21 protein-coding genes and 1 other annotated feature are annotated in these 26209 nt (G+C 48.7%); of the genes, 17 read left to right on the top strand and 4 right to left on the bottom strand.

Annotation, left to right across the window (positions count from 1 at the left end):
• Positions 1 to 9: 9 nt before the first annotated feature.
• Positions 10 to 543, top strand: coding sequence for a GNAT family N-acetyltransferase (locus AC1DF0_RS16445; RefSeq protein ID WP_477574641.1), 534 nt, complete (start codon positions 10 to 12; stop codon positions 541 to 543).
• A gap of 52 nt (positions 544 to 595) precedes the next feature.
• Positions 596 to 1927, top strand: coding sequence for an LLM class flavin-dependent oxidoreductase (locus tag AC1DF0_RS16440; protein ID WP_477574640.1), 1332 nt, complete (start codon positions 596 to 598; stop codon positions 1925 to 1927).
• A gap of 469 nt (positions 1928 to 2396) precedes the next feature.
• Here the strand turns inward: AC1DF0_RS16440 and AC1DF0_RS16435 are convergent, their stop codons facing one another.
• Positions 2397 to 3281, bottom strand: a complete 885-nt coding sequence (locus AC1DF0_RS16435) for an IS1595 family transposase (RefSeq protein ID WP_477574639.1) — start codon at positions 3279 to 3281, stop codon at positions 2397 to 2399.
• 610 nt (positions 3282 to 3891) lie between these two features.
• Between AC1DF0_RS16435 and AC1DF0_RS16430 the strand changes: the two genes are divergently transcribed.
• From AC1DF0_RS16430 to AC1DF0_RS16390, 9 genes are all read left to right on the top strand, one after another.
• A complete protein-coding gene (locus AC1DF0_RS16430; protein WP_477574638.1) occupies positions 3892 to 5025 on the top strand; it encodes an AbrB family transcriptional regulator in 1134 nt (377 codons plus the stop codon).
• A gap of 17 nt (positions 5026 to 5042) precedes the next feature.
• Positions 5043 to 5273 (top strand) — a binding site (T-box leader).
• Positions 5274 to 5379: 106 nt separating this feature from the next.
• A complete protein-coding gene (locus tag AC1DF0_RS16425; protein WP_442049307.1) occupies positions 5380 to 6921 on the top strand; it encodes a 2-isopropylmalate synthase in 1542 nt (513 codons plus the stop codon).
• A 180-nt stretch (positions 6922 to 7101) separates the two neighbouring features.
• The gene (locus tag AC1DF0_RS16420) at positions 7102 to 8874 is read left to right on the top strand and encodes a cache domain-containing sensor histidine kinase (RefSeq protein ID WP_477574637.1); all 1773 of its coding nucleotides are present in this window, start codon (positions 7102 to 7104) and stop codon (positions 8872 to 8874) included.
• Positions 8867 to 10375 carry a response regulator transcription factor gene (locus AC1DF0_RS16415; RefSeq protein WP_477574636.1) on the top strand — a complete coding sequence of 503 codons (1509 nt, stop codon included), beginning with the start codon at positions 8867 to 8869 and terminating at the stop codon, positions 10373 to 10375. The genes AC1DF0_RS16420 and AC1DF0_RS16415 overlap by 8 nt, the downstream gene beginning before the upstream one ends.
• A gap of 165 nt (positions 10376 to 10540) precedes the next feature.
• Positions 10541 to 11914 (top strand): ABC transporter substrate-binding protein, encoded by a 1374-nt coding sequence (locus AC1DF0_RS16410; RefSeq protein ID WP_477574635.1) that lies wholly within the window; start codon positions 10541 to 10543, stop codon positions 11912 to 11914.
• Positions 11915 to 11998: 84 nt separating this feature from the next.
• Positions 11999 to 12865, top strand: coding sequence for a carbohydrate ABC transporter permease (locus AC1DF0_RS16405; protein WP_442049303.1), 867 nt, complete (start codon positions 11999 to 12001; stop codon positions 12863 to 12865).
• Positions 12862 to 13692, top strand: a complete 831-nt coding sequence (locus AC1DF0_RS16400) for a carbohydrate ABC transporter permease (RefSeq protein ID WP_477574634.1) — start codon at positions 12862 to 12864, stop codon at positions 13690 to 13692. The genes AC1DF0_RS16405 and AC1DF0_RS16400 overlap by 4 nt, the downstream gene beginning before the upstream one ends.
• Positions 13693 to 13827: 135 nt before the next feature.
• Positions 13828 to 14493 (top strand): NAD-dependent epimerase/dehydratase family protein, encoded by a 666-nt coding sequence (locus AC1DF0_RS16395; protein ID WP_477574633.1) that lies wholly within the window; start codon positions 13828 to 13830, stop codon positions 14491 to 14493.
• A 156-nt stretch (positions 14494 to 14649) separates the two neighbouring features.
• The gene (locus AC1DF0_RS16390; protein WP_442049300.1) at positions 14650 to 16206 is read left to right on the top strand and encodes an ABC-F family ATP-binding cassette domain-containing protein; all 1557 of its coding nucleotides are present in this window, start codon (positions 14650 to 14652) and stop codon (positions 16204 to 16206) included.
• A 62-nt stretch (positions 16207 to 16268) separates the two neighbouring features.
• Here the strand turns inward: AC1DF0_RS16390 and AC1DF0_RS16385 are convergent, their stop codons facing one another.
• Positions 16269 to 17051: a CAP domain-containing protein gene (locus AC1DF0_RS16385; protein WP_477574632.1), complete on the bottom strand. Its 783-nt coding sequence runs from the start codon at positions 17049 to 17051 to the stop codon at positions 16269 to 16271.
• Positions 17052 to 17301: 250 nt separating this feature from the next.
• Here AC1DF0_RS16385 and AC1DF0_RS16380 point away from each other — a divergent pair, with 250 nt between their 5' ends.
• The 5 genes from AC1DF0_RS16380 (at position 17302) to AC1DF0_RS16360 (ending at position 22970) form a co-directional block, all read left to right on the top strand.
• Positions 17302 to 18081, top strand: coding sequence for a phytoene/squalene synthase family protein (locus AC1DF0_RS16380; protein ID WP_337099300.1), 780 nt, complete (start codon positions 17302 to 17304; stop codon positions 18079 to 18081).
• A 254-nt stretch (positions 18082 to 18335) separates the two neighbouring features.
• Entirely contained in the window at positions 18336 to 19454 is a 1119-nt protein-coding gene (locus tag AC1DF0_RS16375; RefSeq protein WP_477574631.1) for an ABC transporter permease, read from the top strand.
• The gene (locus AC1DF0_RS16370) at positions 19454 to 20131 is read left to right on the top strand and encodes an ABC transporter ATP-binding protein (protein ID WP_442049297.1); all 678 of its coding nucleotides are present in this window, start codon (positions 19454 to 19456) and stop codon (positions 20129 to 20131) included. The genes AC1DF0_RS16375 and AC1DF0_RS16370 overlap by 1 nt, the downstream gene beginning before the upstream one ends.
• A gap of 174 nt (positions 20132 to 20305) precedes the next feature.
• On the top strand, positions 20306 to 21799 hold the full coding sequence (locus AC1DF0_RS16365; RefSeq protein WP_477574630.1) for a DHA2 family efflux MFS transporter permease subunit: 1494 nt from the start codon (positions 20306 to 20308) through the stop codon (positions 21797 to 21799).
• Positions 21800 to 21980: 181 nt separating this feature from the next.
• Positions 21981 to 22970 carry a glycoside hydrolase family 113 gene (locus tag AC1DF0_RS16360; protein ID WP_477574629.1) on the top strand — a complete coding sequence of 330 codons (990 nt, stop codon included), beginning with the start codon at positions 21981 to 21983 and terminating at the stop codon, positions 22968 to 22970.
• 64 nt (positions 22971 to 23034) lie between these two features.
• Here the strand turns inward: AC1DF0_RS16360 and nagZ are convergent, their stop codons facing one another.
• The gene (nagZ, locus tag AC1DF0_RS16355) at positions 23035 to 24336 is read right to left on the bottom strand and encodes a beta-N-acetylhexosaminidase (RefSeq protein ID WP_477574628.1); all 1302 of its coding nucleotides are present in this window, start codon (positions 24334 to 24336) and stop codon (positions 23035 to 23037) included.
• A gap of 136 nt (positions 24337 to 24472) precedes the next feature.
• Positions 24473 to 24835 carry an IDEAL domain-containing protein gene (locus AC1DF0_RS16350; RefSeq protein WP_477574627.1) on the bottom strand — a complete coding sequence of 121 codons (363 nt, stop codon included), beginning with the start codon at positions 24833 to 24835 and terminating at the stop codon, positions 24473 to 24475.
• Positions 24836 to 25055: 220 nt separating this feature from the next.
• Between AC1DF0_RS16350 and AC1DF0_RS16345 the strand changes: the two genes are divergently transcribed.
• Positions 25056 to 26177 carry an NADH-dependent flavin oxidoreductase gene (locus AC1DF0_RS16345; protein WP_442049292.1) on the top strand — a complete coding sequence of 374 codons (1122 nt, stop codon included), beginning with the start codon at positions 25056 to 25058 and terminating at the stop codon, positions 26175 to 26177.
• The last annotated feature ends 32 nt before the right edge of the window (positions 26178 to 26209 follow it).

Genomic DNA, 26209 nt, shown 5'->3' with positions numbered 1-26209 from the left:
GGTGGCAGTATGAGTCAGCAATCTATTAACATCCGTCATGCGGAAAAAACCGATCGCGCAGCGATCGAAGAGGTGCTGTTAGACGCTTACGGTCAGTATGAATCGGTGCTGCCTTCGCCATATTGGGAGCAATATAAGTCAAATATATTGGAAGCCATCGATGCCGGTACGACAAAAGCAAGATTGGTAGCAGAGCTGGATGGAGAGGTTGTTGGCAGTGTGTTCCTGTTTGATTCCTCGGAGCTTGCTTACGGCAATCCCGAGCTGGATATTCAATCTCCGATCATTCGTTTGCTTGCTGTATCGCGCAAGGCGCGCGGCCATGGCGTGGCTACCGAACTTATCCGCGGCAGCGCTAGATTGGCKCTCGAGTGGGGAGCCGAAACGCTGCATCTCCATACTTCCGATATGATGGATTCGGCCGTCCGCTTGTATGAGCGTCTTGGTTTCGAGCGAGCGTTCGACAAAGATATCGTGAACGGTGCAACGCTTGTGAAGAGTTACCGACTGCAATTGAAGGAGACAGCGTTGTTACAAGCTTGACAATCAGTCAGCAATTTCATGCAAAAATGAATCATATAGGAGGTTGACTGCAATGGCGAAGAAGCGTAAATCGATCAAGTTTGGTGCAATTATTCATGGTGTAGGAGGCAATATATCGGCTTGGAGACATCCTGAAGTGCCTGCCGATGCGAGCGTTAATCTCGATTTCTACAAACGGCAAGCACAAACGGCAGAAGCCGGTAAATTCGATCTCGTATTTATTGCCGATGGACTTTATATTAACGAGAAATCGATTCCTCACTTCTTGAACCGGTTCGAACCGATTACGATCTTATCAGCATTAGCCGCGATTACATCCAAGATCGGGCTAGTCGGTACGTTGTCGAGCTCCTATGCCGAGCCGTTCACGGTCGCTAGACAATTCGGCTCGCTCGATCATATTAGCGGAGGTCGCGCAGGCTGGAACGTCGTTACTTCGCCGCTTGAGGGCTCGGCGAACAATTACAGCAAGAAAGAGCATCCGACGCATGATGAGCGTTACAAAATTGCCGAGGAGTTTCTCGAAGTAACTCGCGGGTTATGGGATTCGTGGGAGGACGACGCTTTCGTAAGGGATAAGGAAGCGGGCGTATTCTTCGATCCATCGAAGATGCACCGTCTCGACCATAAAGGCGAATATTTCTCGGTCCAAGGGCCGCTTAATATTGCACGTTCCAAGCAAGGACATCCCGTCATCTTCCAAGCGGGCTCGTCGGAGAGCGGCAAGCGGCTGGCAGGCAAAGCGGCGGACGCTGTCTTCACTGGCCATGAGAATATTGAGGAAGCAAAAGCTTTCTACAAAGAAGTGAAGGAACGTACCGTTGCCGAAGGTCGATCGGTCGACGACATCGCGATCTTCCCTGGTATTGGTCCGATTATCGGCCGGACAGAAGAGGAAGCGGAGCGCAAGTATCAGGAGCTCGCCGAGCTTGTCTCGATCGAGAACGCGCTGAACTACCTAGGCCGTTTCTTCGAGCACCACGACTTCTCACAGTATCCGCTTGACGAGCCATTCCCGGATCTCGGCGATCTCGGCAGCAATAGCTTCCGCAGCGGCACGGATAAGATTAAGCAGAACGCCAAAGCTCATAATCTGACGCTTCGTCAAGTTGCGCTGCAATCGGCTACTCCGCGCGGCCAGTTCATTGGTACGCCTGAGAAGATTGCTGACCTTATTCAGCAATGGCATGAGGAAGAAGCGGCAGACGGCTTCATTATTCACTCCTCTATCCCTACCGGGCTGAACGACTTCGTCGAGCTGGTCGTTCCTATTTTGCAAGAACGCGGCATCTATCGTACCGAATACGAGTCGGATACGCTGCGCGGCAATCTCGGGCTGCCAATCCCTGAAAACCGTTATGCGAAGCAGAAAGTAAACATCTAATTTTAGAGGTTGTATCTTAAGGCCAATTGGCATCAACTGCCGTTTGGCTTTTTTTTGCTATCTTCCGACCCTGTCTGTTAGTAGAAGTAACGAAGCTGAAACGGCAATTGGAGGAATGCATAGTTAGTTCGATCAATAAATCTTCAATCGCTGCGAATGCGAACAAAACTATATTATTTCTGTGTATGTCCCTTCTCTAAAAATCGCTTTAGCTAACACTCCCAACAGCTCAGGAAACACTCATCGCGATAGCTGAGGAATACATAGATAGGCGAACATTAAGTCGCAAACACAACTTTGATTCCCTGTTTTTTTCAGTAGGTCCACTTCCCAAAACTAAAGTTATCCTCAGCTAAGATTCCCCGCAGCTCAGGAAAGGCTTCTCATAAGAACAGGGGAATAAGATGCAAATCATTTTTGTTTTATTTAGTAGGTATTTTAACGAGACAGCGATCTACTCTTTAGTAGGCTATACAGCTTGTTGATAGTGGTTATTTTGTTGTTGAGACATAGCCTGATCTTGTTTAAGACATATGTTGAGGAGGGTTTCCATGGCATGCAAGGGAGACATATGCTTCGTGTTTTGGCGGAAACAGAATTCATCCAAATATGGCTGTGCAGAGGAGGAAGGAAGGCCGTAGAAGGAAACATTTATCCAATTGAAAGCTGCTTTTGCGAACTGTTTCAATGGTGATTGATCTACCAGCCCAAAAGCAGGACGACGATGGATTACTAGATTGTTGACGTTCTCGTTGACATGAGCAGCCAGAAACTCTTCTTCGGCTTCTTGGGTAAGCAGTTTTCGCGGCTCTTGTTTGCGGGAAGTGAACTTTATTTTGTAATAGGGAACATCAGCGTGGCTCGTCGAACGAGCTACTATGACGGCGCGTTCGGCTTGCTGCTTCTCCACTGTTTGGTAAAGTTTAAGACTGTAGATGGCTGGTTTGACTTCTACTTTGCCAGACAGAAGTATCGTACAATCCATGTCAGAAATAGCACGTCTGATTTTGCCCAGCATGGACCAAGCTGTCTTGTACGATACCGATATAAGCTCGGCGAGCGTAACAGCATTCATCCTCTTCTTGCATGCAGCAACTAAATACATCGTACAAAGCCATTTGTTAAGCGGAGTCTTGCTCTTATCCATAACTGTACCTGAAGTAAGCGAGGTTTGATGCTTGCATCCGGAGCATTCGTACAAGGGCAATCGGCGAGTATTAATCGTGTAAGCGGAGTTGTGATCGCAACGAGGACACCGAAAGCCGGCCGGCCACTTAAGCMGATGCAACAGTTCAATACAAGCTGCTTCATCCGAATATTGTCGTTGAAATAAGACTAATTCATCTTCCATCATTAATCGCCTCCACCAAATTATAAGAACATATGTTCTTATTTAATTTTAACATAGCTTTCACGAAATAACAATGTTTGGATGCTCAAAATTTCTATAATCCGAAATGGAGTAGTAGTAACAAGTCGTATGAAAATCGCATACTGCTGGCTGCTAGTTGCAGGAGAAACAGAGTAAAAAGTAATTTCCTGAGCAGATGGGAGGCCTGTCTAAAGCGTTTTTTTGAGGGATAGGTTCTTAAGTCAAGGAGGAGGAGGAAGCGCCACGATAAATGGGATGGGGGGGTTCGGACTCTGAGGTGTGAACGAACTTTTTTATTGAACTGGAGGGTGAAGGCGTCAAATTGAAGGATCTTGTTTCCTGAGCAGAAGGGAGATGTGTCTAAAGCGTTTTTTTGAGGGATAGGGTCGTACGGTCGAGAATGACGAGGAGGAGAGACCAGCTGGAGATTGGACGTGATTGAATTGTGGAGGCGCCCTGGAGCAGTGAGTAGTAGGTGTTTGCACTTGAAAAGTAATGTGTGSTAGAATCATTTGCTGGATTAGTTGGTTTTTATAGATTGAATTGAGCATGTTTTTCACAGTGAATGTTAGGATGATGAGGAGTCTTACATATGATTTGGATAAAGAGAAAGAATAGCCGCTTCGGCCGTTTTATGGTCACACTTGGCGCTGCTCTAGCAGGGGGAATTCTTTTCAAGCTGCTTCATGTACCAATACCTTGGCTGTTAGGTCCTATGATCGCTACCTTAATCGTATGTAATACGACGAAAGCAAAGCTTGTGTGGCCGGGACAACTGCGGCAAGCGGCTATGATCACGGTCGGATATACGATTGGATTATCGCTGACCGGTTCAGCACTGCGCGAGATGTCGCTGCAGCTTCCTACCATGCTGTTAATGACGGCGTTATTGCTACTATTTTGCGCTTTCATCGCACTTATTATTTCCAAGCTGTCTCATTCGGATTACAAATCGGCGTTGTTAGGAAGCGTGCCGGGCGGACTCTCTCAAGTGATATTGCTGGCAGAAGAGACGAAGGGCACGAATCTTACAATGGTTACGGTGACTCAGGTTATACGGTTGATGGTGATCGTTATCTGCATCCCGCTGCTCGCCTATAGTCCAATGATTAGTCATTATGACGCCGGATCATCTACAACTGCAGAAACTACTGTTACTGCTGTTGTTGAAGCGTCCACTTCATCGGCTGCATTATGGAGCGGCTTGTTTCCTAATCTTATATTGTTCGCGGTAGTAGGTGTAGCGTGCGCATGGATAGGTGACAAAATCAAATTTCCGACCGCGTATTTACTCGGTCCGGCGATCGGAACGGCAGCCCTGCAGTTCGCAGGCGTTCATGGACCGGAACTTCCGTCCTTGTTCGTTAATGCCGCCCAGCTAATGATTGGAGTCTATGTAGGAATGTTGCTTAAGCCGCAGCAATTGGAGCATAAAGTGAGAACGCTGCTTTTGGCTATTGCCAGCGGGCTGCTCATGCTTCTCTGTGCACTTGGTCTCAGCGTCCTGCTCTCAAAGCTTCAATCGGTATCCGAAGCGACCGCTATGCTGAGCCTCGCTCCTGGAGGCATGGATCAGATGGGCATTATCGCCCATGCCATCAATGCCGATCTGTCGATGGTAGCCGGGTATCAGCTTTTCCGCATGCTGTTTATTTTCTTTGTCGTTCCGCCATTAATTAGATTCGTGTTCAAGGTTGTTGACAAACGGCTGAGCAGTGGCATATAATTCAAATAATTTCATCCACAAATGTTACGATTAGAAATAGTAGAAATGTTATGACCTTTCAGAGAGCCGCTGGGTGGTGCGAAGCGGTAACGTCGTTCATTTCGAACTCGTCTATGAACAGCTGCCTGATATGTAGGGTATGCCGGAATTCCACCGTTACAGGGATAGATGGTGACAGCCATCGAAGAAGATCATTTCGCAACGAAATGAATTAGAGTGGTACCGCGAGCTAACGCCTCGTCTCTATACATAGAGACGGGGCTTTTTTGCGTGTTGAATTCCGGGTTCAGCATGCCTCGCTTCACATATAACCGAACAAAATCCCAATACGTAAAGTCCAAGGAGGACATACCTATGAGCCGTAAAATTATTGTATTCGACACCACATTGCGCGACGGAGAACAAGTGCCGGGAGCCAAGCTTAACATACAGCAAAAAATCGAGATCGCTCAGCAGCTCAAGCGGTTGAACGTTGATATCATCGAAGCGGGTTTCCCCGCGTCTTCGCTCGGAGATTTCCAAGCCGTGCAGCAAATCGCCCGCAGCGTTGGCGACAGCGTGTCTATTACAGCGCTTGCGAGAGCAGTCAAAGGCGATATCGACGCCGTCTACGAAAGTATAAAACTGGCGCAAAATCCGTTGATCCACATTGTGCTGGGCACATCCAATATTCACGTGGAGAAGAAGTTCAGCCGCTCCAAGGACGCGGTGCTGCAGATGGGCGTCGACGCCGTCAAATACGCGAAGACGCTGCTGCCGCAGGTGCAATATTCGACCGAGGATGCTTCGCGTTCGGAGTTCGAATATTTGTGGAGCACGATCGAGGCCGTCGTCAAAGCGGGAGCGACGATGATTAACGTGCCGGATACGGTCGGCTACGCGGTACCTGAAGAGTTTGGCGAGCTGATTCGCAGAATCAACGATCGTCTGAAAAATCTTAACGATCAAGTCATTCTTAGCGTTCATTGCCATAACGATCTTGGTCTTGCTACGGCCAATACGCTGAGCGCAATCAAGAACGGTGCCCAGAAGGTCGAAGTTACGATTAACGGTCTTGGCGAGCGGGCAGGCAATGCTTCCTTGGAAGAGGTCGTGATGGGGCTTAAGGTGAGAGAAAACCATTTCGGCTGCTACACGGATATTAATACGAAGGAGCTGCTCAAATCGTCGAGACTCGTTACTTTGTTAACGGGGCTTGATGTGCAGGTGAACAAAGCGATTACGGGAGACAATGCCTTCGCTCACTCGTCGGGCATTCATCAGGACGGTCTGCTGAAGGATAAGCAGGTGTACGAAATTATGTCTCCGGAGGATATCGGAGCCGACAGCATGGAGTTGATCTTGACGGCAAGATCCGGCAGGCACGCATTCAAAAACGCGGTCGAGAAAATGGGCTTCGATACGAGCGATGCGGAAGACTTCGAAGCGTTGTTCGCCAAGTTTCTGACGCTGGCCGATGCGAAGAAGGAAGTATACGACCATGATGTGTTCTATCTCGTGACGAATCACCGTACGATCGATGCAAGCAGCAAGCAGCTGTTCGAGCTGGAGTCGTTCCAGGTCGTCAGCGGCGACGTAAGTCCGTCAGCGTCCGTTACACTGAGAAAAGGCGCGGAATCGGTTCAAGGAAGCTCGGGCGGAGACGGCCCGATCGACGCGCTCTATAGCGTCATCAAGTCATTGGTTGGCCTTGATGTCCAGCTCAAAGACTACAAGATCAACAGTCTATCCAGAGGCATGGAAGCAGTCGGAAGAGTCAATATCCGAATCGATTACGCAGGCAAGACGTATTCGGGCCGCGCGATGGATACCGATATCATTAAAGCGAGCGCGTTAGCTTTCTTGAATGCAATCAATGCTGTATTGTTGGACAGCGCAAATGAAAGCCAAAGCTAGGAGCAAGTACCAAAGAAGGGACGCTGGACATCTATGTTCAGTGTCCTTTTTATTTGGATTGGATGTCCGATTTTTTTGGATCGCGGACATTAGGCTGGCATATGACCTTGTGCAGGGTGCAAGGAAGCAGTTATATTTATGAATACTTACTGATGATCGATCAAGGGGGCGGATATATAGATGAAGCAATGGCTGCACAATCTGTTCGTCCAGATTCGCTTTCGTAAAATTAGAAGCCGTTTCTTCGCCGCCATGATTTTGTTATCCGTTCCGCCGCTGGCGATTCTCGGATATATTTCCTTCAATATTGCCAAAGAGACACTTATGGATACGAACAAGCAGACGACGCAGGATCATCTTCGCACATCGAGTGAGGTAGCAGACTTAATGTTTCGCAATGTCATTAACCTTAATCGATCTGTCATCTTGAACAATGACATCCGCGACGACTTGAGAGCGAGTCGAAATCCGACTGCCGAAGAGCAAAGCCTCATTAAAGATCGTACAATGGATCAATTGCAAAAAATGATAAACAGCAACTTCCTCGATTCTAGGTTTGTCGATTCGATTTGCCTGTACGACCTTCGGTTCGAAGCGTATTGCTTAGGCCGATCGGACGATGCGGGTATTTATAAGGGTGAGAATAAGTACGAGCAAATCGAACAGAGCGACTGGTATCAGAAAGCTTTTAAACGCCAAGGCGGAGTCGTTTTTTTTAGCAGCAATATCTTGGGGGATAAGTCCAATACGTTCTCTACGGTTAAGCTGTTTCGCGACTCTGATACGAATAACGGAGAACCGATCGGGCTGCTCGTTATTAACATATCGAAGTCCATCTTCGATACGATATTTACGAGAAACATTCATTACAGCGGTGAATTCCTCGCTATCGATTCGTCCGACGACAAGGTCCAAGTGATCTATCCGAAGCAATCTAAAATGATAGAACAGCAGACCAATGACAATCTTGAGGCAACGTACCGCAGACTGCAGGATCAGGGTTACTTGAGCGTCAACTACGAGAATGAGACGACGGGATGGATATTCATCCATGTAATCGCCATGCAGGATCTGTTGAAGGAGTCGAACAAGATTGGCTGGGCGACGGCGCTCATTGCTTCTGTAATCGGATTCATTGCGCTGGTCATATCGTTCATTATTTCCGGCAGCATTACGAAGCCGCTATTGCAGCTCAAAAAAATGATGGTGAAATGGACGACGGGCACACGGGATTTCGACGAAACATTCGAGGAGGATGAGGTCGGCGCGATCGGAGAGTCGTTCAAGCGAATGTCGTCTGTTAACGAGGAGCTCAGCGAAAGACTGCTCCATTCGGAACTGAAGGAACGCGATGCCGAGCTTCGCGCTCTCCAAGCTCAGATAAAGCCGCATTTCTTGTACAATACGTTAGATTCGATCTATTGGATGGCGACGCTACAGAATAATCATGATGTTGCCCAGATGGCCATCTCGTTGTCGGAAAGCTTCAAGCTCAGCTTGAACAAAGGCAAGGAAACGATTCCATTGTACAAAGAATTGAAGCATGTCGAGCACTATATGACGATTCAAAATATACGCTATAATAATCGCTTTCAATATATAGAGGATGTGGAGCCTGCTCTAATGGGCATCGAAATTTTGAAATTGCTGCTGCAGCCTTTAGTCGAGAATGCGATTTACCACGGCTTGGAGCCTAAGGTTGGCGAAGGTACGATCAGCTTAAAGGGACGCAGAGACGGCGAGTTCGTGCAGTTCACCGTGGAGGATGACGGAGTCGGTATCGAAGATATGGCAAAGACCGAGCAAGGCTACGGACTTAGCAATGTAAAGGAACGTATTCTGTTGTTCTACGGGGAAACGAGCTCATTCCTTATCGCAAGCGAACCAAACGCTGGCACGAAAATTGAAATACGATTTAAATACCAGGAAGAAGGAGGCGCTGGACATGCTTAAAGCGGTCGTATTCGATGACGAGTATATCGTGCTTAAGGGGTTGCAAGCGATGATCGATTGGACCAGCTTCGGCATCGAGCTGGCGGGTACGGCAAGCGATGGTTACGGTGCGCTTGAGCTGTTCCGAAAGGCGCAGCCTGACATTATCCTGACGGATATACGCATGCCCGGCATGGACGGTCTGCAATTAATCGAGGCGGTCATGAAGGAAGCTCCGAACACGTACTGCATCGTCTTCAGCGGCTTTAATGAATTCGAATACGTTCGGCGAGCTATAGAACTGGGTGTTGCCGATTATTTGGATAAGCCTATTACAATTCAAAGTATCGAAAAGGCGATCCGTAAAATGTTGGTAAAAAAGGAAGAGCAGAAGGAAAACTTGGCGATTAAGCAAAAATGGGAAGAGAGCAAGCAGGAGCTGCTGGAAAAGGCGACGCTGGACTTGCTGCTGACAGGCATAGAATCGATGCCGAAGTGGCGCTCCTGCTTTGGACCGGATGTCGAGCGGATTAAAGGCGTTACGGTTCTGGCCTATAGCGGAAGGTTTGTTTGGACGAAGCACGATCAGGTAGAGGCGGTTGCTGTCAAGCATGGCCAGGAGCATTGGCTTGCGTTATTTCATTATGAGCACCCTACTCATGAATGGTGGGAGTGGCTGGCTTACGATGTTGATCTTAATGACCAAGAAGCGATTGCGATAGGGATTGGCCATACGTATTCGGACCTAGAGCAAGCGTCAACAAGCTGTAAGGAAGCGGTTCGCGCTTTGCGTTCGGCTCGCTTACTGCAGACGAAAGGGATCGTTCGGTTCGAGGAGCTCGGCGAGGCGATGACAACACCTAAGGGGCTGAGCGAGCGGGAAGAAGCAATCGTACTTAGCATCCGTGCGGGCAAAAAGGCTGGATTGCTGGAGCAAATTGATTATTTTATCGCGTGGATCCAAAACGAGAAGGTTGACCCGGAAATCATAGAGCGGGAGATGCTGAAGCTTATTTATATGACGCTGCAGGCTGCTCATGAATCGGGCTTGGACGCTAAGGCGGATGAGTTCCAGCGCCGTTACATGCCTCATGTTGAAATCCGAGAAATGGCTGTCAGCGGACAGCTGCTTCCATGGTTTCGCGAGCAAATCGAGAAGATCGCTGACTTGACAATGGAATCGAGAGAACAAACGAAGCATGCTGCCGTCGAGCAAGCTAGAGCATATATCGAGCTGAACATTTCGCGTGATTTGTCTCTTCAGGAGGTTGCAGGCCATGTCGGCTTGAATGCAACGTATTTGAGCGTGCTGTTCAAGGAAGTGATGGGTGAAACGTATATTAAGTTTTTGACCCGCTATCGGATGGAATATGCGAAGATCCTGCTTGCCAAAGGGTTGAAGGTGAATGAAGCGAGCGAGAAGGTCGGCTATCATACGTATCGGCATTTTTCCGAGGTATTCAAAAAGTATACAGGGTTAACGCCGGGTCAATATAAGGATGAATTAGGGAATCCGTCGTGACTCCCTATTTTTATGTACATATTCATTGGTATCCAAAAAAAACAGACACCAATCGATGAAATGCAGCACTGCAAACGCATACAACATCCGGTTTATAATCATATCAGAGGGTACCCGGGCCCTAACTGCCATATTAATTTCGAAGAATCAGGGGGATTTAAGCATATGACGAATACAAGAAAAGGCTTGATTACTCTTTTTTGCGGGGTACTGATGACAAGCATGCTTGCAGCTTGCGGCAGCAACTCGAACGGAACGAACGACAACCAGGCGCCAGCAGCTAATGACAATGCAACGTCGGCACCGGCAACTAACGATAACGGCGCTTCCGACAAGAAAGTGACGATCTCATTGCTGACTGACAATACGCAGGATGCGGTGAATACGGCCAAAGCAGTTATCGAAGCGTTCGAGGCGAAATTTCCGAACATTACGGTCGAGCATGAAACTCGTCCCAGCGGCGGCGAAGGCGACAACTTCGTCAAAACTCGTCTATCGACCGGCGATATGAACGACGTCTTCTTTTATAACTCCGGATCTCTTATGCAGRCTTTAAATCCGGAACAAAATATGGTGGACCTCACGAACGAGCCGTATATGGCTAATGTTCTTGATACTTTCAAGACGACGGTCGCTTTCGACGGGAAAGTGTACGGCGCGCCTGCAGGAGCGGCAATGGGCGGCGGTTGGTTTTACAACAAAAAGGTGTATGCGGATCTAGGTCTTTCCGTTCCGAAAACATGGGATGAGCTCATGGCAAACAACGAGAAGATCAAAGCAGCAGGCATTACGCCGGTCATCGGCACGTACAAGGACGACTGGACCAGCCAACTGATTCTTCTCGCCGATTACTATAACGTACAAGCGCAAGCGCCGGCTTTCGCTGAGGAGTATACGGCTAATAAAGCCAAATTCGCAACAACGCCAGCTGCCTTGAGAGGCTTCGAGAAGCTGCAAGAAGTGTTCGATAAAGGTTATCTGAACAAGGATTTCAAGGCGACAACCTACGATGCGGGCGTGAAAATGCTGGCAGAGGGCAAAGGCGCGCATTATCCGATGCTGACTTTCGCGGTGCCTGTCTTTGAACAAAACTATCCAGATACGCTTAACGATATCGGTTTCTTCGCTCAGCCTGGCGACAACGCGGACGATAACGGCTTGACGGCTTGGATGCCTGGCGGCGCGTATATTTACAAAAATACGGAGCATCTGGAAGAAGCGAAGAAATTCGTCGAATTCGTCGCTTCGGCAGAGGCAATGGAAGTATGGGCAAAAGTGTCGAAACCGACCGGTCCATATCTGATTAAGGACGCTAAAATGCCGGAAGATACTTCGCAAATCGTCAAGGATATGCTTCCGTACTTCGAGAACAACAAGACGGCTCCTGCGCTTGAGTTCGTATCGCCGCTCAAAGGACCTAGCTTGCCGCAAATCACGACCGAGGTGGGTGCGGGCTTCAGACCAGCTAAGGAAGGCGCTGAGCTGTATGACAAGGACGTAGAGAAGCAAGCGCAGCAGCTTGGAATTGAAGGCTGGTAATAAATAAGGGCAATTGAATAGCGGCACAGTCGGCCCTGATCTTCAATCAGGGCCGACTTTATCGAACAATCGGGAGGGGACAGCATGAACAAGGTATGGAAAAGGAACTATTCGTATACCTTCCTACTGCCTGGAGCTATCATTTATTTCATTATCTTTATATTGCCGACCTTCATGTCCTTTTTCTTCAGCATGACAAGATGGTCGTTGCTCGATTACGAGTTTATCGGCTTTGATAATTTCATTACGTTCTTTCAAGAGCCATCGCTTACGATCGGATTCAAAAATACGTTCATTTACGCACTTGTGACCTGTGTTCTTAAAGTCGTATTAGGTCTGCTGCTAGGTGTGTTCCTCACATCGAAGATCAAGTCCAAAGCGTATCTTCGCTCGGTCGTGTTTTTCCCGACCTTGGTCAGTACGATCGCGATCGGAACGGCCTTCAGCATGATGATGCATCCGACCGAAGGGCTTATCAATTCCGCATTAAGCGCAATCGGAATTGCCGGACCCGACTGGCTCGGCGATACGCGGATGGCGCTGCTGTCCGTCGCTTTTGTTGATGTATGGAAGGGTGTAGGCTTCGCTACCGTTATTTATATTGCAGGCATTATGTCGATTCCGGAAGAGTATTACGAGGCGCTGCAAATAGACGGGGGCAATGCTTTCAATAAGTTCTGGAATATTATCGTTCCCTTGAGCCGACCGGCAACGAACTCGGTCATTACGCTTGCTTTTATAGGCGGCTTGCGTTCTTTCGATCTGATCTGGGCGATGACGAAGGGCGGACCGGGATTCACGACGGACGTGCTTGCATCGGTTATTTACAAGCAATATCAGGGCGGATTCTACGGTTTAGCGACAGCGGGCAACGTTATATTATTTATCTTCGTAACCTTACTCGTATATCCACTCACGGCATATTTGAACAGAAAAGAGGTTGACCTATGATTCGATCCTCCCGCAAGTTCATCGTTGAAATTATCGCAATCCTAGCGTCAATCATTATTTTCTGGGTGCCGTTCTATTTCATCATCGTTAATGCAATGAAGGATGTGAAGGAAGCGTCGCTTATGAACCTCTCATGGCCTTCCCGCATTCATATCTGGGATAATATTGTCGAGGTTATTTCGGTTCGCGATTATATGCTCGTTCGAGCGTTCTACAACAGCACCTTGCTGACGGTTCTATCAATCGTCATAATGGTCGTCGTCTGTGCCATGACCGGCTTCGTCATGCAGCGCCGGAGAGACAGATTCACCCCATGGCTTAGCTTCTTCGTCCTTGCGGGTCTTATTATCCCTCCTGCCATCGTGCCAACTATATGGGTACTTGACGGGATCGGCCTATTCAAGACGATGACCGGTATCGTGCTTGTAGAGGTTGCGCTCGGATTTCCTTTCGGCGTGCTTCTCTATCGCGGTTTTATGAGCGGTATTCCCCGCGAGATCGACGAAGCGGCAACGATTGACGGCGCTGGTGGATACCGATTGTTCTTCCAAATGATTCTTCCGCTGCTGAAGCCAGTCACAGCAACGATTATCGTTACGTCGTCCGTCTCTATCTTTAACGATTTCACGAATCCGCTTTATTTCTTCCCGGGTTCCAAAAACGCGACGGTTCAGCTCACACTCTACAATTTCACGAGCCAGTTCGTGTCGCAGTGGAATTTGTTGTTTACGAACATACTGCTTATTACGATTCCGCCTTTGCTGCTGTTTATTTTCTTCAATAAGAAAATCGTAGCCGGTATGACCGCTGGATCGGTTAAAGGCTAATCAAATATTTGATTCAGTAGGAAAGTGAAGTCCTGTCGGTGGTTGGCAGGACTTTTTTTGCTTTTGTAGGTTGAGTTGACTTTAATAGATCGTTTCGCAATACTTAAAGGAGGAATTTGAGAGGAGCGATAGGCAATGAATGTACTCCTATTCGGCGCATCAGGCATGGTCGGTCAAGGCGCGCTTCGCGAATGTTTGCTTGATCCTGAAGTAACAAACGTGCTGTCAGTTGGGCGAAGCGGGACGGGGAAGCAGCATCCTAAGCTTACGGAGATTATACATAACGATTTACTTGACCTAGCTGCGATCGAGGATCAGCTTACCGGCTATGACGCCTGCATCTTCTGCCTTGGCGTATCCTCTGCCGGCATGTCCGAAGAGAAGTATCGGGCCATTACTTACGATATTACGATGAGTGTAGCGCGTACGCTTGTTAAGCTAAACCCTCAAATGACATTCCTGTATGTGACGGGCACAGGGACGGACAGTACGGAGCAGGGCCGAAGCATGTGGGCAAGAGTGAAGGGCAAGACGGAAAATGATTTGCTGAAGATTCCTTTCAAGGGTGCGTATATGTTCCGTCCCGGCGCGATATTGCCGAAGCATGGCGTAAAGTCCAAGACGAAGCTGTACCAATTTTTCTACGTCATATTGAAGCCGTTATATCCATTGATGGAGCGTATGAAATCGGTCACGACCTCGGATAATTTGGCTTGGGCGATGGTCAAGGTTGCCAAGCATGGCCATGGCAAGGCGATAATCGATAGCGAAGAGATTAATCGGATTGCAGCCGTGCGTTGAGCATTTCTTATCCGCTGCTCCTTATGAGGGAGCAGCTTTTTTATTAGCGCATAAAATGCTTCCTATTGTCGGAAATTGTTCGATCTCCCATTGAGTTGTCCCCGTCCTCCGCTTATAATATAACGAGACTAATAATTGAAGAAAAGGTGTTAATCAATGAGCATATTAAACGTAGAAAGACTAAGCCACGGCTTTGGGGATCGTGCGATCTTCAATAACGTGTCGTTTCGCTTGCTTAAGGGCGAGCATATCGGGCTGATCGGCGCCAACGGCGAAGGCAAGTCCACCTTCATGAACATTATTACAGGCAAGCTGCAACCGGATGACGGCAAGGTCGAGTGGTCGAGAAGGATGCGTGTCGGTTACCTTGACCAGCATGCCGTACTAAGCAAAGGCATGACAATGCGGGATGTATTGAAGGGCGCGTTCCAATACTTGTTCGACTTGGAGCAAGAGATGAACGACAGCTACGCGAGAATGGGCGATGTAACGCCGGAAGAACTTGAGCAGTTGCTTGAGGATGTCGGCACGATTCAAGATACGCTGACGAATCAGGATTTCTATATGATCGATGCGAAGATCGATGAGACGGCTCGAGGTCTTGGACTTACGGACATCGGCCTCGACAAGGACGTTAACGATCTAAGCGGCGGTCAACGCACGAAGGTGCTTCTTGCTAAGCTTCTGCTCGAGAAGCCAGACGTGCTTCTGCTCGATGAGCCTACCAACTACTTGGACGAACAGCATATTGAGTGGCTGAAGCGTTATTTGCAAGAATATGAGAATGCCTTCATTCTTATTTCGCATGATATTCCGTTCCTGGACAGCGTTATTAACCTGATCTACCATATGGAAAACCAAGAGCTGAACCGTTATGTAGGCGACTACAGCCACTTCCAGCAAGTGCATGAAATGAAAAAGCAACAGCTGGAATCGGCTTATAAGCGTCAGCAGCAGGAGATTGCAGACTTGAAGGATTTCGTCGCGCGCAACAAAGCGAGCGTTGCAACACGCAACATGGCGATGTCGAGACAGAAGAAGCTCGACAAGATGGAAGTCATCGAGCTTGCGGCCGAGAAGCCGAAGCCGCAATTCAACTTCAAAGACGCGAGAGCATCAGGCAAACTTATTTTCGAGACGAAAGGTCTCGTTATCGGTTATGACAGCCCGCTCTCCAGGCCGCTCGATCTGCGGATGGAACGCGGACAGAAGATTGCGCTTGTCGGTGCGAACGGTATCGGTAAGACGACGCTTATGCGCAGTATCTTAGGCGAAATCCCTGCTCTTGAAGGAACGGTCGAACGCGGCGAGCACCAGTACATCGGCTATTTCGAGCAAGAGATGAAGGAAGCGAATTACAACACCTGTATCGAAGAGGTATGGAAGGAGTTCCCTTCCTTCTCGCAATTCGAGGTGCGTGCGGCGCTTGCTAAATGCGGACTAACGACTAAACATATTGAGAGCAAGATCGCAGTACTGAGCGGAGGCGAGAAAGCAAAGGTTCGCCTATGCAAGCTTATAAACCGCGAAACGAATCTGCTCGTGCTCGATGAGCCTACGAACCATTTGGACGTGGATGCTAAGGAAGAACTGAAACGAGCGCTTAAAGCCTTCAAAGGCAGCATTCTGCTTATTTCCCACGAACCTGAATTTTATCGGGATGTTGTGACGGAAACTTGGAATTGCGAGTCTTGGACAACAAAAGTATTTTAATATTAATGAATGAATAAGGAAAGCCTGCCTGACTGCTGCAGTCAGGCAGGCTTTCGCATATTTTAGCCGATAAATTCTTGCACCCATTCACCTTTGTAATAAGCGACGCCGATCTTCGTGAAGCTCGACTTAAGAATGTTCGCTCGGTKGCCCGGGCTATTCATCCAGTCGTTCATGACTTGCTGCGGGGTAGGCTGGCCTTTGGCAATATTTTCGCCTGCATATTGATAAGTGATGCCGAATTGACGCATCATATCGAATGGCGACCCGTATGTCRGCGAGTTATGATCGAAGTAGTTGTTGTCGAACATATCCTTTGCTTTGACCATCGCCATATTGGCAAGCTTCGCATCCATGCTCAGCGCACCAAGCCCAGCGCTCTGACGCTGCGCATTAACAAGCTTCAGCACTTCCTGCTCGAAATCGCCCGTACCTTGGCTAGTGCCCGTATTCGGGTTCGCGTTCGGAGCGTTCGTTACGGTTGGAGCCGGTGAATTGGAAGGATTTTGTACATAATTGCCATTTCCGTAGTTGTAATTGCCATCATTCGTAGTACCGCCCGGATAACCGATCTGTATTCTTCCCATCAGCCAGTCAGGCAAGTTAAGCGATCTTGTTCTCATCGTATTGTCCGGCTGTCCGTGTGGATACGTAAGAGAAGAAGAAAAAGTGCCATTCTGCGAGTTGATCTTCATATTGCTGTCGGTATGAGGGATGGTTGTCCGCGTATTGGCATAATTGTTGATCCGCATATGCTCGCCAGTCGATTGTTTTTCAACCGTGTTAGGCGTGGAGGAACAAGCAGTAACAAGCAACAAAGCAGCCAGCGCAACGTATTTCTTCATGAAATTCGATCAGCTCCTCGGCAAAGTATGATGTCGTGCGGGTTCGGCATTATGGTTGCCCGTTCACGCTTCCGCTATCCCGACATTCCGAGTCAAACGATGCCAATTTGCCATTCTTTGATGGCAATGGAGTATATTATTTCAGAATGACGTTGAAACTAGAATGAAATATGCTATCATAAAAATAAGTGATTAATCAAGCAAAAAGAAAAGCTGCTTTGTGGAAGGAGTAGTAACCCTGAACGCCGCAATGAAGATGTTGAAAAAGACAAGCCGTACTTTTTTTATTCCCATTAACCGTTTGAAAGCAGGCTTGAAAGAAGCTGTTAGTTCTGCTTATTTGTGTATGAGAGCGATCGATGAGATTGAGGACCACGAGACTCTCCCCGATGATCTGAAGGTGGAGCTGCTGTTAGCGATCCACGAGGCGTTTCAATCCGAGGATGTCGTTAAGAAGACGCAGGAAGTGCTTGCTCCGCACAGCAAAGTGCTGCCTGAAGTAACGATGATGCTTCATGATTGGGCGTTGTTATGCCCTCCGACGGTTGCGCCGGTTGTGTATCGCTATATTTCCAAAATGTCCAAGCAGATGGCCGATTGGGTGCATACGAGCTGGAATATCGATACGGAAGAGGATCTTGATCGTTATACGTACAGCGTTGCCGGCATGGTTGGCGAAATGCTCTCCGAAATCTGGCTGTGGTTCGACGGTACGAAGAGCGACTTCGCAAAAGCGGTTGCATTCGGCAGAGGTTTGCAGGCGGTTAACATTTTGCGTAATCGCAAGGAAGACTTGGAACGAGGGGTAGACTTTTTCCCTAACGGCTGGGGCTCTGAAGAAATGATAACGTACACTCGCCGCAATCTGAAACTTGCCGATGCTTACATCGTGGAGTTGAAGGGCGGACCGGCACTCGATTTTTGCAAAATACCGCTCACTTTAGCTCATGCAACAGTTAATCTCATTGCCTCCGGCGGCAACAAGCTAACGAGAGATACGGTTTTGAAGCTCGTGAACAGTATTACTTAGCGGAACCGCGCGAACCGACTAAAGTCTAATCTCACTTCGATTGAGTGATGGTTAGGCTTTTTTTTGACGTATAGGAAAGTATATGATATTGCACATACTTTCTCTATCCGTTTCGACGAAACGTTGGCGTCTATAGAAAAGAAGCCGTTAGGCGTTTCTTCTTATGCTTCATTGTAATCGTTTGTCATCTGTTATTCACACTCCGTTCATGTTGCGTTCCTAAACTTGGAGCTATTCGAAGGGAGGAGAAAGCCATGTATCTAGCTCTTAGAGAAATGCGTCACGCCAAGACGAGATATGCTTTAATCATTACGATTATGCTGCTCGTTTCTTTTCTGGTGCTGTTCGTAACGGGGCTTGCGCGAGGGCTGGCCTATGCGAACGGTTCGGTTATCGAGAATATGGAAGCGGACTATATGATCCTGCAGGATGATGCCGATCATCGATTGATGCGATCGGAACTCAGTGCTCACCAGCTGGGGGCTGCCGAAGTCGTATTGGGGAAGGAACGCGTGTCAGCCTTTAACTTGAAAATGACAACATTGTCGCAAGAAAACGGGCAAGGAAAAGCGGACGTCGCGTTAATAGCTATTGATCCCGATAGCTGGATCGCCCCCGTCGTCACCCAAGGCAAAACGTTGACGGGGGATATTGAAGGGGCGATTGTCGTCGATCGCAAGCTAGCGAAGGAAGGTTATACGATTGGTAACGTTGTTGTGGATCACGCTAGCGGTACAAGCTGGACAATAAGCGGTTATACCGACGATCAGTCGTTCAGCCATACGCCGGTCGTGTTCCTGAATCCGCTGGAATGGAGCAAGCTGCAGGCCAAGATGGCACTCGGGAGAGATGCTCGTACCGACATCGGTCAATACAACGCTTTTGCCGTACTAGCATCGGAGGATGAGGCTGACCAGTTACGTACGATAGTAGAGGGAGTCGAAGTGATTTCGAAGGGCGAAGCCGTGTCGGCAATACCGGGTTATAAGGAAGAACAGGGCTCTTTAATGATGATGATCGTATTTTTGTTCGTTATTTCGGCTTTTGTACTGGCGGTATTTTTCTATGTCGTCACGATTCAGAAATCTGGCCAATTCGGCGTACTGAAAGCGATTGGAACGAAAACGGCATATCTTGTAGCCGGTGTCGTCGGACAAGTGCTGGTGCTTTCGGTAGGCAGTTTGACGGTTAGTTTGCTTCTTATATGGGCAGCTGAAGCCGTTCTTCCTAACTCGCTGCCTTTCCAACTGGAGAGCGGAACATTGGCGTTCGTGTGCGGTTCATTCGTCGCCATGTCGCTAGCCGGTTCATTGCTGTCGGTGTATCAGGTTGCCAAGACAGACGCTTTAGAAGCTATCGGGAGGACGACATAATGGCCATTAAGCTGCAATTGGATGATGTAAGCCGTACGTTTCAAGACGGCGGTACAACGCTTACCGTACTGAGCAAGCTGTCGCTCCAAGTGAAGGAAAACGAATTGATCGCGGTAATGGGACCTTCGGGTTCCGGAAAAAGCACGTTTCTGTCTATCGCCGGCGCGTTGCTTACGCCAACGAGCGGGGAAGTATTCATTGGCGGCGAAGAAGTCTCGGGTTTGAAGGCGAAGCAGCTTGCCGATTTAAGGCTCCGCAAGATCGGCTTCGTCTTTCAAAGCGCCAACCTCATCCCCTACTTGAAGGTTGAAGAGCAATTACTGCTGATTGCCAAGCTGGCTGGCCTAAGGAAAGAGGAAGCGCGCATACGTGCCAAGTCACTACTAGAGCGGCTGGGACTGTCGCATAGAAGCCGATTCTATCCAAGCCGTCTGTCAGGTGGGGAAAAGCAGCGAGTCGCTATTGCAAGAGCGCTAATGAACAAGCCCGACGTGCTGTTCGCCGACGAGCCGACGGCGAGTCTCGATGCTGAGCGAGGAGCAGCTGTCGTCAAGATGCTGGCGGAAGAGGTGCGGGCCGAAGGCCGCGCTGCAGTAATGGTAACTCATGATGAACGCGTTTTGTCTTATTGCGATCGTGTGCTTTATTTAGAGAAAGGGGCTCTACGTGAAGCTTAGCCTAATGTAAAGCTATATAGCGGAAGCTGCCTGGGAAAAAGGATCCTAGGCAGCTTCTTTTTTTTTGGTAAAAAAGAAAATTACTTTACAACTAAAGTATTTTGGAGTAGCATACATTTTATCGTTATAAAGAACGAAAAGTCATTATAGAGAAAAAGGTGTGAAGAGAACAATATGAAACAGAACGATCTTAACCATGTACGATTCTGGCCGGTAATGCTTGCGATCTTTATCGGATCCTTTCTGTGCGTGCTTGCATCAGCAAGTATTAACCTTGCATTGGAGCCGCTCAAGGATCATTTCCATACGACCTTAGGCTCGGTGCAGTGGACGCTAACCGGCTTCATGCTTGCAATGGGTACGACAGCGCCTATCGCCGGCTACTTAGGGGAGAAGCTGAGCTATAGACGCTTATACTTGTACTCCTTAATTGGCTTCACGCTTGCGTCCGTATTGTGCGCGGCAGCTTGGAGCGAGGGATCGCTTATCGCGTTCCGCGTTATGCAAGGCGCGTTCAGCGGCTTGATCATTCCGGCTACGATGTCTATTATTTATCAAATTATTCCGAAGGAAAGACAAGCGATGGCTGTAGCCTTCTGGGGCTTGTCCGCGATGCTCGCTCCAGCCTTCGGACCGACGATCAGCGGTTGGGTGCTTGAGAACTTCAATTGGCATTGGCTATTCCTAATGAACATTCCGATTGGACTTATTGCGATCGGCTTTGTATATGCCTATATTCCTTATTACCGTATGAATGTGCCAAAGGCGTTCGACGGTATCGGATTCATTACTGTTATCATAAGCAGCTCATCCTTGCTGTTAGCGTTAGGGCAAGGACATGGCTGGGGATGGAGCTCGATCAAGGTTATTGGCTTGTTCGTAGTTGGCGGTATTTCACTGATCTTGTTCATATGGCGTGAATTGACCGCGGAGACGCCGCTTCTGAATTTGCGCGTGTTCGCGAACGGACGATTTACATTGAATGCGATTATCGCGAACATTATTACAATCAGCTTATATTCGGGTACGCTGCTTACCCCAATATTCCTGCAACGCATCCAGCATGTATCAGCCATGGACACGGGGATGATACTTCTCCCGGCTTCTCTGGCTATGGCGCTGTTGATGCCCGTTGTCGGCAAGCTGTACGGCATTATCGGTCCGCGCTGGTTGATGTCGATCGGCATCGTGCTCTTGTCGGTCGGTACGCTTGCACTTAGCTGGCTTAGCGTAGATGTATCCCATTCCTACGTCATCTGGTGGATGGTCGTTCGAAATCTCGGCATCGCCTTCGTCGTAATGCCGTCGAGCAACGCGGCGATGGAGCAAATTCCGGCGGAGCTGTCCGGACACGCATCAGCGATCACGAACTGGACGCGGAACGTATTCGGCTCGTTCGCGATTGCGATCTTCACGACGATGTTAACGTCAAGGTCGATCGGCCATGCTACGGATTTCGTGAAGGCAGGCGACACCGATCCGCTGCATATTGAAATGATGTCGTTCACGATGAGCGTGAATGACGTGTATGTAGTGGCAACGATTATTGCCATCGTTGCATTGCCGCTAAGCTTGTTCGTCGGCAAGTTAAATCGTGCAACACCGGTGGACAAAGCAACTGCCAAGTCTGCTGATGGTCAATTGACCGCGAAAGTCGCATCGAAATAATAAAGCAAATGGAAGAAGCAGACTGCTCCGCGCAGTTTGCTTCTTTTTGCATTCTTATGCTCAGCGCTCGATCAAGCATAATTCCATATTTAGTCCGCATAGTTCCATTTACTGACGTTGCTCTGCGGATTAGTATGAGAGGGATTGCACATACGACATGCAGCATAAGGAGGAGCTATCGATGATAACCGCACCTTTCTTCAAAGGGATGACTTATGGATGGGGCTCAAAGCACGGAGAGTATCGTCAGCCATACGCCATCGATTCTATGCGCAAGCTGAGAGAGACAGGTAGCGAGTGGATTGCTTTATCATTCTGGACATACCAGGATACGATACATGCTACTCAAATTTATTTTGATTACGGCTATACGGTAACCGATAGAGACATTGAGTTTGCGGTGAAGCAAGCGAAGAGTCTTGGGCTTCGAGTATGTCTGAAGCCGGTCGTCAATTCACGTGACGGCATATGGCGTGCGCATATCGGCTTCCCGAACGATAACGATGCTTCACCGTATTGGGAGAAATGGTTCGAATCCTATTCGAATTTCTTGTGCCATTATGCGGAGCTGGCTGAAGAGCTGGACTGCGAAATGTTATGTATCGGGTGCGAGATGGTGAAGACGGAATCGCGCTCTGCACAGTGGCGCACACTTATTGCCAAGCTCCGCACCATCTATAGCGGACCGATTATTTATAACGCGAATCACGGCAAGGAGGAGGGTGTTGATTGGTTCGATGCGGTAGATTATATCGGTACTAGCGCATATTATCCGGTTGGCGTGAAGCCGGGAGACAGCGCGCAGTCGATGGCAACCAATTGGGAACGGTATAAGCCGCGGCTTGCTGCCTTGTCGGCGAGATTCAATAAGCCAGTCGTATTCATGGAGATTGGCTGCCGAAGCGCGCTTGGCTGCGCGACGATGCCGTGGGACTTCATGCATAAGGAGCTTCCGGCGAGCGAAAGCGAGCAGGCTAACTTCTATCAATCCACGCTACAAGCGTTTTGGGACGAGCCGTGGTTCGCCGGATTTTTCTGGTGGGACTGGAGCGCGAAGCTGTACGCTGCTGAGGATGCTGCATCAAATCGGGGATTTGGTATATACGGGAAACAAGCGGAGCACATATTAAAAGAGTATTATGCGAAAACCGTTGTGAAGCAACGATTGTAATAAGCGGCATAGCTGAGGGGCGTTCGAAGGCGAACGCCCCTTTGTTATGTTGCGCGGATCGGGTTTACTTCTCGTTGAAGCTCAGAGCATCGTTGAATCGCTCGTTAATCGTATCCATGTCGATGTCGCTTATTGGGCCATCGTTATCGCTTAGCGCATACTTGGCTTTCAGCGCCAATATCCGATGGACATGCTCATCGATCTTTTCTTTGCTTAGTTCGCCTGAGGCAGCGCTTGCCTTAAGCGCATTATACACTTTGTTCTGCATTACGTTGTCATGCCCCACTAATACGATATCGGTGCCAGCCTGGATGGAACGAACGGCCGCTTCACCAATATCATGATGGTTAATAATACCGCCCATCGTCATATCATCAGTCATAACGACACCATCGTATCCGAGCTCGTCACGCAGCAAATCGGTGATGATCTCTTTGGACAAGGATGCTGGATTAGTATCATCTATGGACGGAATGAGCAGGTGCGCAACCATTACCGCATCGGCATCATGAGCGATCGCCTCCTTGAAGGGAAGCAGTTCAAACTGTTCCAGCTCGGATAAGCTCTTGCCGACTACAGGCAGCTCTAGATGAGAGTCGACCGATGTATCTCCATGCCCGGGAAAATGCTTCACGACCGCCGCGATATGATTCGACCGCAGTCCTTCCATCGTGCCGATACCATGACGTATGACCGAGTCTGGATTCGAGCCAAAGGCTCGGCTTCCGATAACGGGATTGTTCGGGTTGCTGTTAATATCGAGAACGGGGGCGAAGTCCATATTGAAGCCAAGCGACTTAAGCGCTAGACCGGTTGCCTGGCTAACGGCTTGCGTATAGCTGTCGTTATCCGCTGCGCCGATGGACTTCGCGGTAGGGATGGCAACAAAGGATTTCGGCAGGCGATTCACTTTGCCGCCTTCCTGATCGACGCTCAGCCATAACGGGACTTTGTTCGATTCGTTCTCGGACTTAAGCGCATTCAGCAGGGAGATGATCTGGTCAGCGCTGCTCATGTTGTCTTTGAACAAAATAAAACCGCCAATCTTATTATCTTTAATCATTTTAATGGCTTCCTTATCGGCTTTCGTACCTTCTAATCCGATAATGATCATTTGGCCGATCTTCTCATTAAGGGTCATTTCATCAATCTGCTCCTGTATAGGATCGATAACGGGTTTTGCTGTTTCGGCAGGCGGCGGATCGGTCTGAGCGGCGGTTGTAGCAGTTGGTTCGGGTTCGGTAGATTGGATAGGCGGGGTTTCGTTTGGCACATTCGTATTGTTGGCCTGGTTCGAGCCGCAGCCCGCAACGATTAAGCAAATCATTAGCAGTACAAGAAGATGGAATGACTTTCTGTGCATCATGCATCCCTCCATTATTGAATGGCTGTACCTATCATTGTAATCAATGTCGCGGAGCGATACAAATCGTCTGCATGCATATGAAAAAAATGGCAAACAAAAAGACAAGCCGGCGTTTAAGCCGGCTTGCCTCTCACTCTTATATAAACGACGTTAGTCGGGAATGCTTAGCATTGTTCTTGTTGCGGCTATCGTAGTTGTCCAGCAGCTTCACGGCCTGCAGTTGATCGGTCAGCTCCATGAACCAAGCTTCATCTCTAGTCGCCAAAGCAAGATCGATCATGCTTAACAATTGCTGTGCATTCAGTGGTGCGTCTTCGGGAATTTTTTTGATCCAATGCTCGCGAACGGCGGTAGGTTTGCCTACTGAATCTTCATTGTCCGATTTAATAACCTGCACGGTGACGATTCCTTCAAGAGAATCGATATGCTCGATAAATCCTTGAATTAATTCTCCGTTGCTCGTTCTTCCTTGTACCCAATCGCTTGTTTCAAATCTCATCTTTTCCACCGCCCCTATTCAAATGTGTTTAACTGTAATCAATGTTGTTACTGTAATAATATAATATACAGTTAGAGCTGTCAAGCGGGTAATTGCTTATTTTTTCAAGTGAGATTTAACGCTTGACAGTCTAACTGTATCATAATATAGTACAGTATACAAAATAGTTACAGTTTGAGCTGAAGCTATATATGAAGTATATACAATGAGGAGTGTTGAAATGAAGGAACAATACAAACCACTGTTCGAAAGCTTTACGTTCAAAAGCGGTGTTCAGATAAAAAATAAAATCGTAATGGCTCCAATGACTAACTTTTCTTCCCTTGAGGACGGAACGGTATCTGAGGATGAGCTTCATTATTATGAACGCAGAGCGGGCGGCGTGGGGATGGTTGTAACGGCCTGCATCTACGTATCTCCGAATGGCAAAGGCTTTCCCGGTCAATTCGCGGGCGATCGCGATGAAATGATTCCAAGCATGAGCCGCGTAGCGGCCTCCATTAAGGAAAAGGGCGCTAAAGCAGTGCTTCAAATTTATCATGGAGGCAGATTGTGCCCGGCAGCGTTAGTGCCTGGCGGCGATGTCGTCGGCGCAAGCGCCGTTGCTTCCGAACAAAATGACGGCGTTGTGCCAAGAGCGTTAACGGAGTCAGAGATCGAGTCGATTGTGCGCGATTTCGGCGCAACGACAAGACGGGCTATTGAAGCTGGGTTCGACGGCGTGGAGATTCATGGCGCTAACGGATATTTGCTGCAGCAGTTTTTCTCCGAGCAATCGAATACGAGGGATGACCGTTATGGCGGCGATATCGACAGACGCCTCGTCTTCCCGTTAGCGGTTGTTGATGAAGTGAAACGAGTTGCAGCGCAGCATGCGAAGGAACCGTTCCTCGTTGGATATCGGTTCTCCCCTGAGGAAGCGACGACTCCGGGCATTACGATGGAGCATACATTTAGGCTTGTGGATGAATTGGCAAGGAAGGATCTAGACTACCTGCATATATCGCTCATGGAGGCGGATTCTTTGCCAAAACGCGGAGCTGAGCCTATCAAATCTCGTCTCGAGTGGATTCAAGAGCGCGTAGGGCATCTCGTACCGATTATCGGGGTAGGCTCGATTCGCACGCCTGACGAAGCGCTTCGTACGCTTGAAGTCGTACCGCTTGTCGCGATTGGGCGGGAGCTCATTATGGAGCCTGAATGGGTGGAAAAAGTGGAGAGCGGACAAGAGGAGCAGATTAGAACGAAGCTGTCGAGAAGCGGGCAAGCGGATCTGACCGTGCCAACCCCGTTATGGGAGATGATCGTAAGACCGACGAACTGGTTCCCGGTTGGAGATTAATCTAATATAGTAAGCCGCAACGGCTGCCTGGG

Source organism: Paenibacillus sp. 05T425, assembly GCF_056396205.1.
Note: the sequence above shows the minus strand (reverse complement) of the source record. Positions and strands in the feature narration are given on the sequence as shown.

Bases quoted from the DNA above. Each gene is read 5' to 3' on its own strand.
- AC1DF0_RS16420 (WP_477574637.1), top strand. From the start codon at position 7,102: ATGAAGCAATGGCTGCACAATCTGTTCGTCCAGATTCGCTTTCGTAAA.
- AC1DF0_RS16425 (WP_442049307.1), top strand. From the start codon at position 5,380: ATGAGCCGTAAAATTATTGTATTCGACACCACATTGCGCGACGGAGAA.
- AC1DF0_RS16365 (WP_477574630.1), top strand. From the start codon at position 20,306: ATGAAACAGAACGATCTTAACCATGTACGATTCTGGCCGGTAATGCTT.
- AC1DF0_RS16345 (WP_442049292.1), top strand. From the start codon at position 25,056: ATGAAGGAACAATACAAACCACTGTTCGAAAGCTTTACGTTCAAAAGC.
- AC1DF0_RS16375 (WP_477574631.1), top strand. From the start codon at position 18,336: ATGTATCTAGCTCTTAGAGAAATGCGTCACGCCAAGACGAGATATGCT.
- AC1DF0_RS16390 (WP_442049300.1), top strand. From the start codon at position 14,650: ATGAGCATATTAAACGTAGAAAGACTAAGCCACGGCTTTGGGGATCGT.
- AC1DF0_RS16370 (WP_442049297.1), top strand. From the start codon at position 19,454: ATGGCCATTAAGCTGCAATTGGATGATGTAAGCCGTACGTTTCAAGAC.
- AC1DF0_RS16430 (WP_477574638.1), top strand. From the start codon at position 3,892: ATGATTTGGATAAAGAGAAAGAATAGCCGCTTCGGCCGTTTTATGGTC.
- AC1DF0_RS16350 (WP_477574627.1), bottom strand. From the start codon at position 24,835: ATGAGATTTGAAACAAGCGATTGGGTACAAGGAAGAACGAGCAACGGA.
- AC1DF0_RS16440 (WP_477574640.1), top strand. From the start codon at position 596: ATGGCGAAGAAGCGTAAATCGATCAAGTTTGGTGCAATTATTCATGGT.
- AC1DF0_RS16395 (WP_477574633.1), top strand. From the start codon at position 13,828: ATGAATGTACTCCTATTCGGCGCATCAGGCATGGTCGGTCAAGGCGCG.
- AC1DF0_RS16405 (WP_442049303.1), top strand. From the start codon at position 11,999: ATGAACAAGGTATGGAAAAGGAACTATTCGTATACCTTCCTACTGCCT.
- AC1DF0_RS16380 (WP_337099300.1), top strand. From the start codon at position 17,302: ATGAAGATGTTGAAAAAGACAAGCCGTACTTTTTTTATTCCCATTAAC.
- AC1DF0_RS16400 (WP_477574634.1), top strand. From the start codon at position 12,862: ATGATTCGATCCTCCCGCAAGTTCATCGTTGAAATTATCGCAATCCTA.
- AC1DF0_RS16360 (WP_477574629.1), top strand. From the start codon at position 21,981: ATGATAACCGCACCTTTCTTCAAAGGGATGACTTATGGATGGGGCTCA.
- nagZ (WP_477574628.1), bottom strand. From the start codon at position 24,336: ATGATGCACAGAAAGTCATTCCATCTTCTTGTACTGCTAATGATTTGC.
- AC1DF0_RS16415 (WP_477574636.1), top strand. From the start codon at position 8,867: ATGCTTAAAGCGGTCGTATTCGATGACGAGTATATCGTGCTTAAGGGG.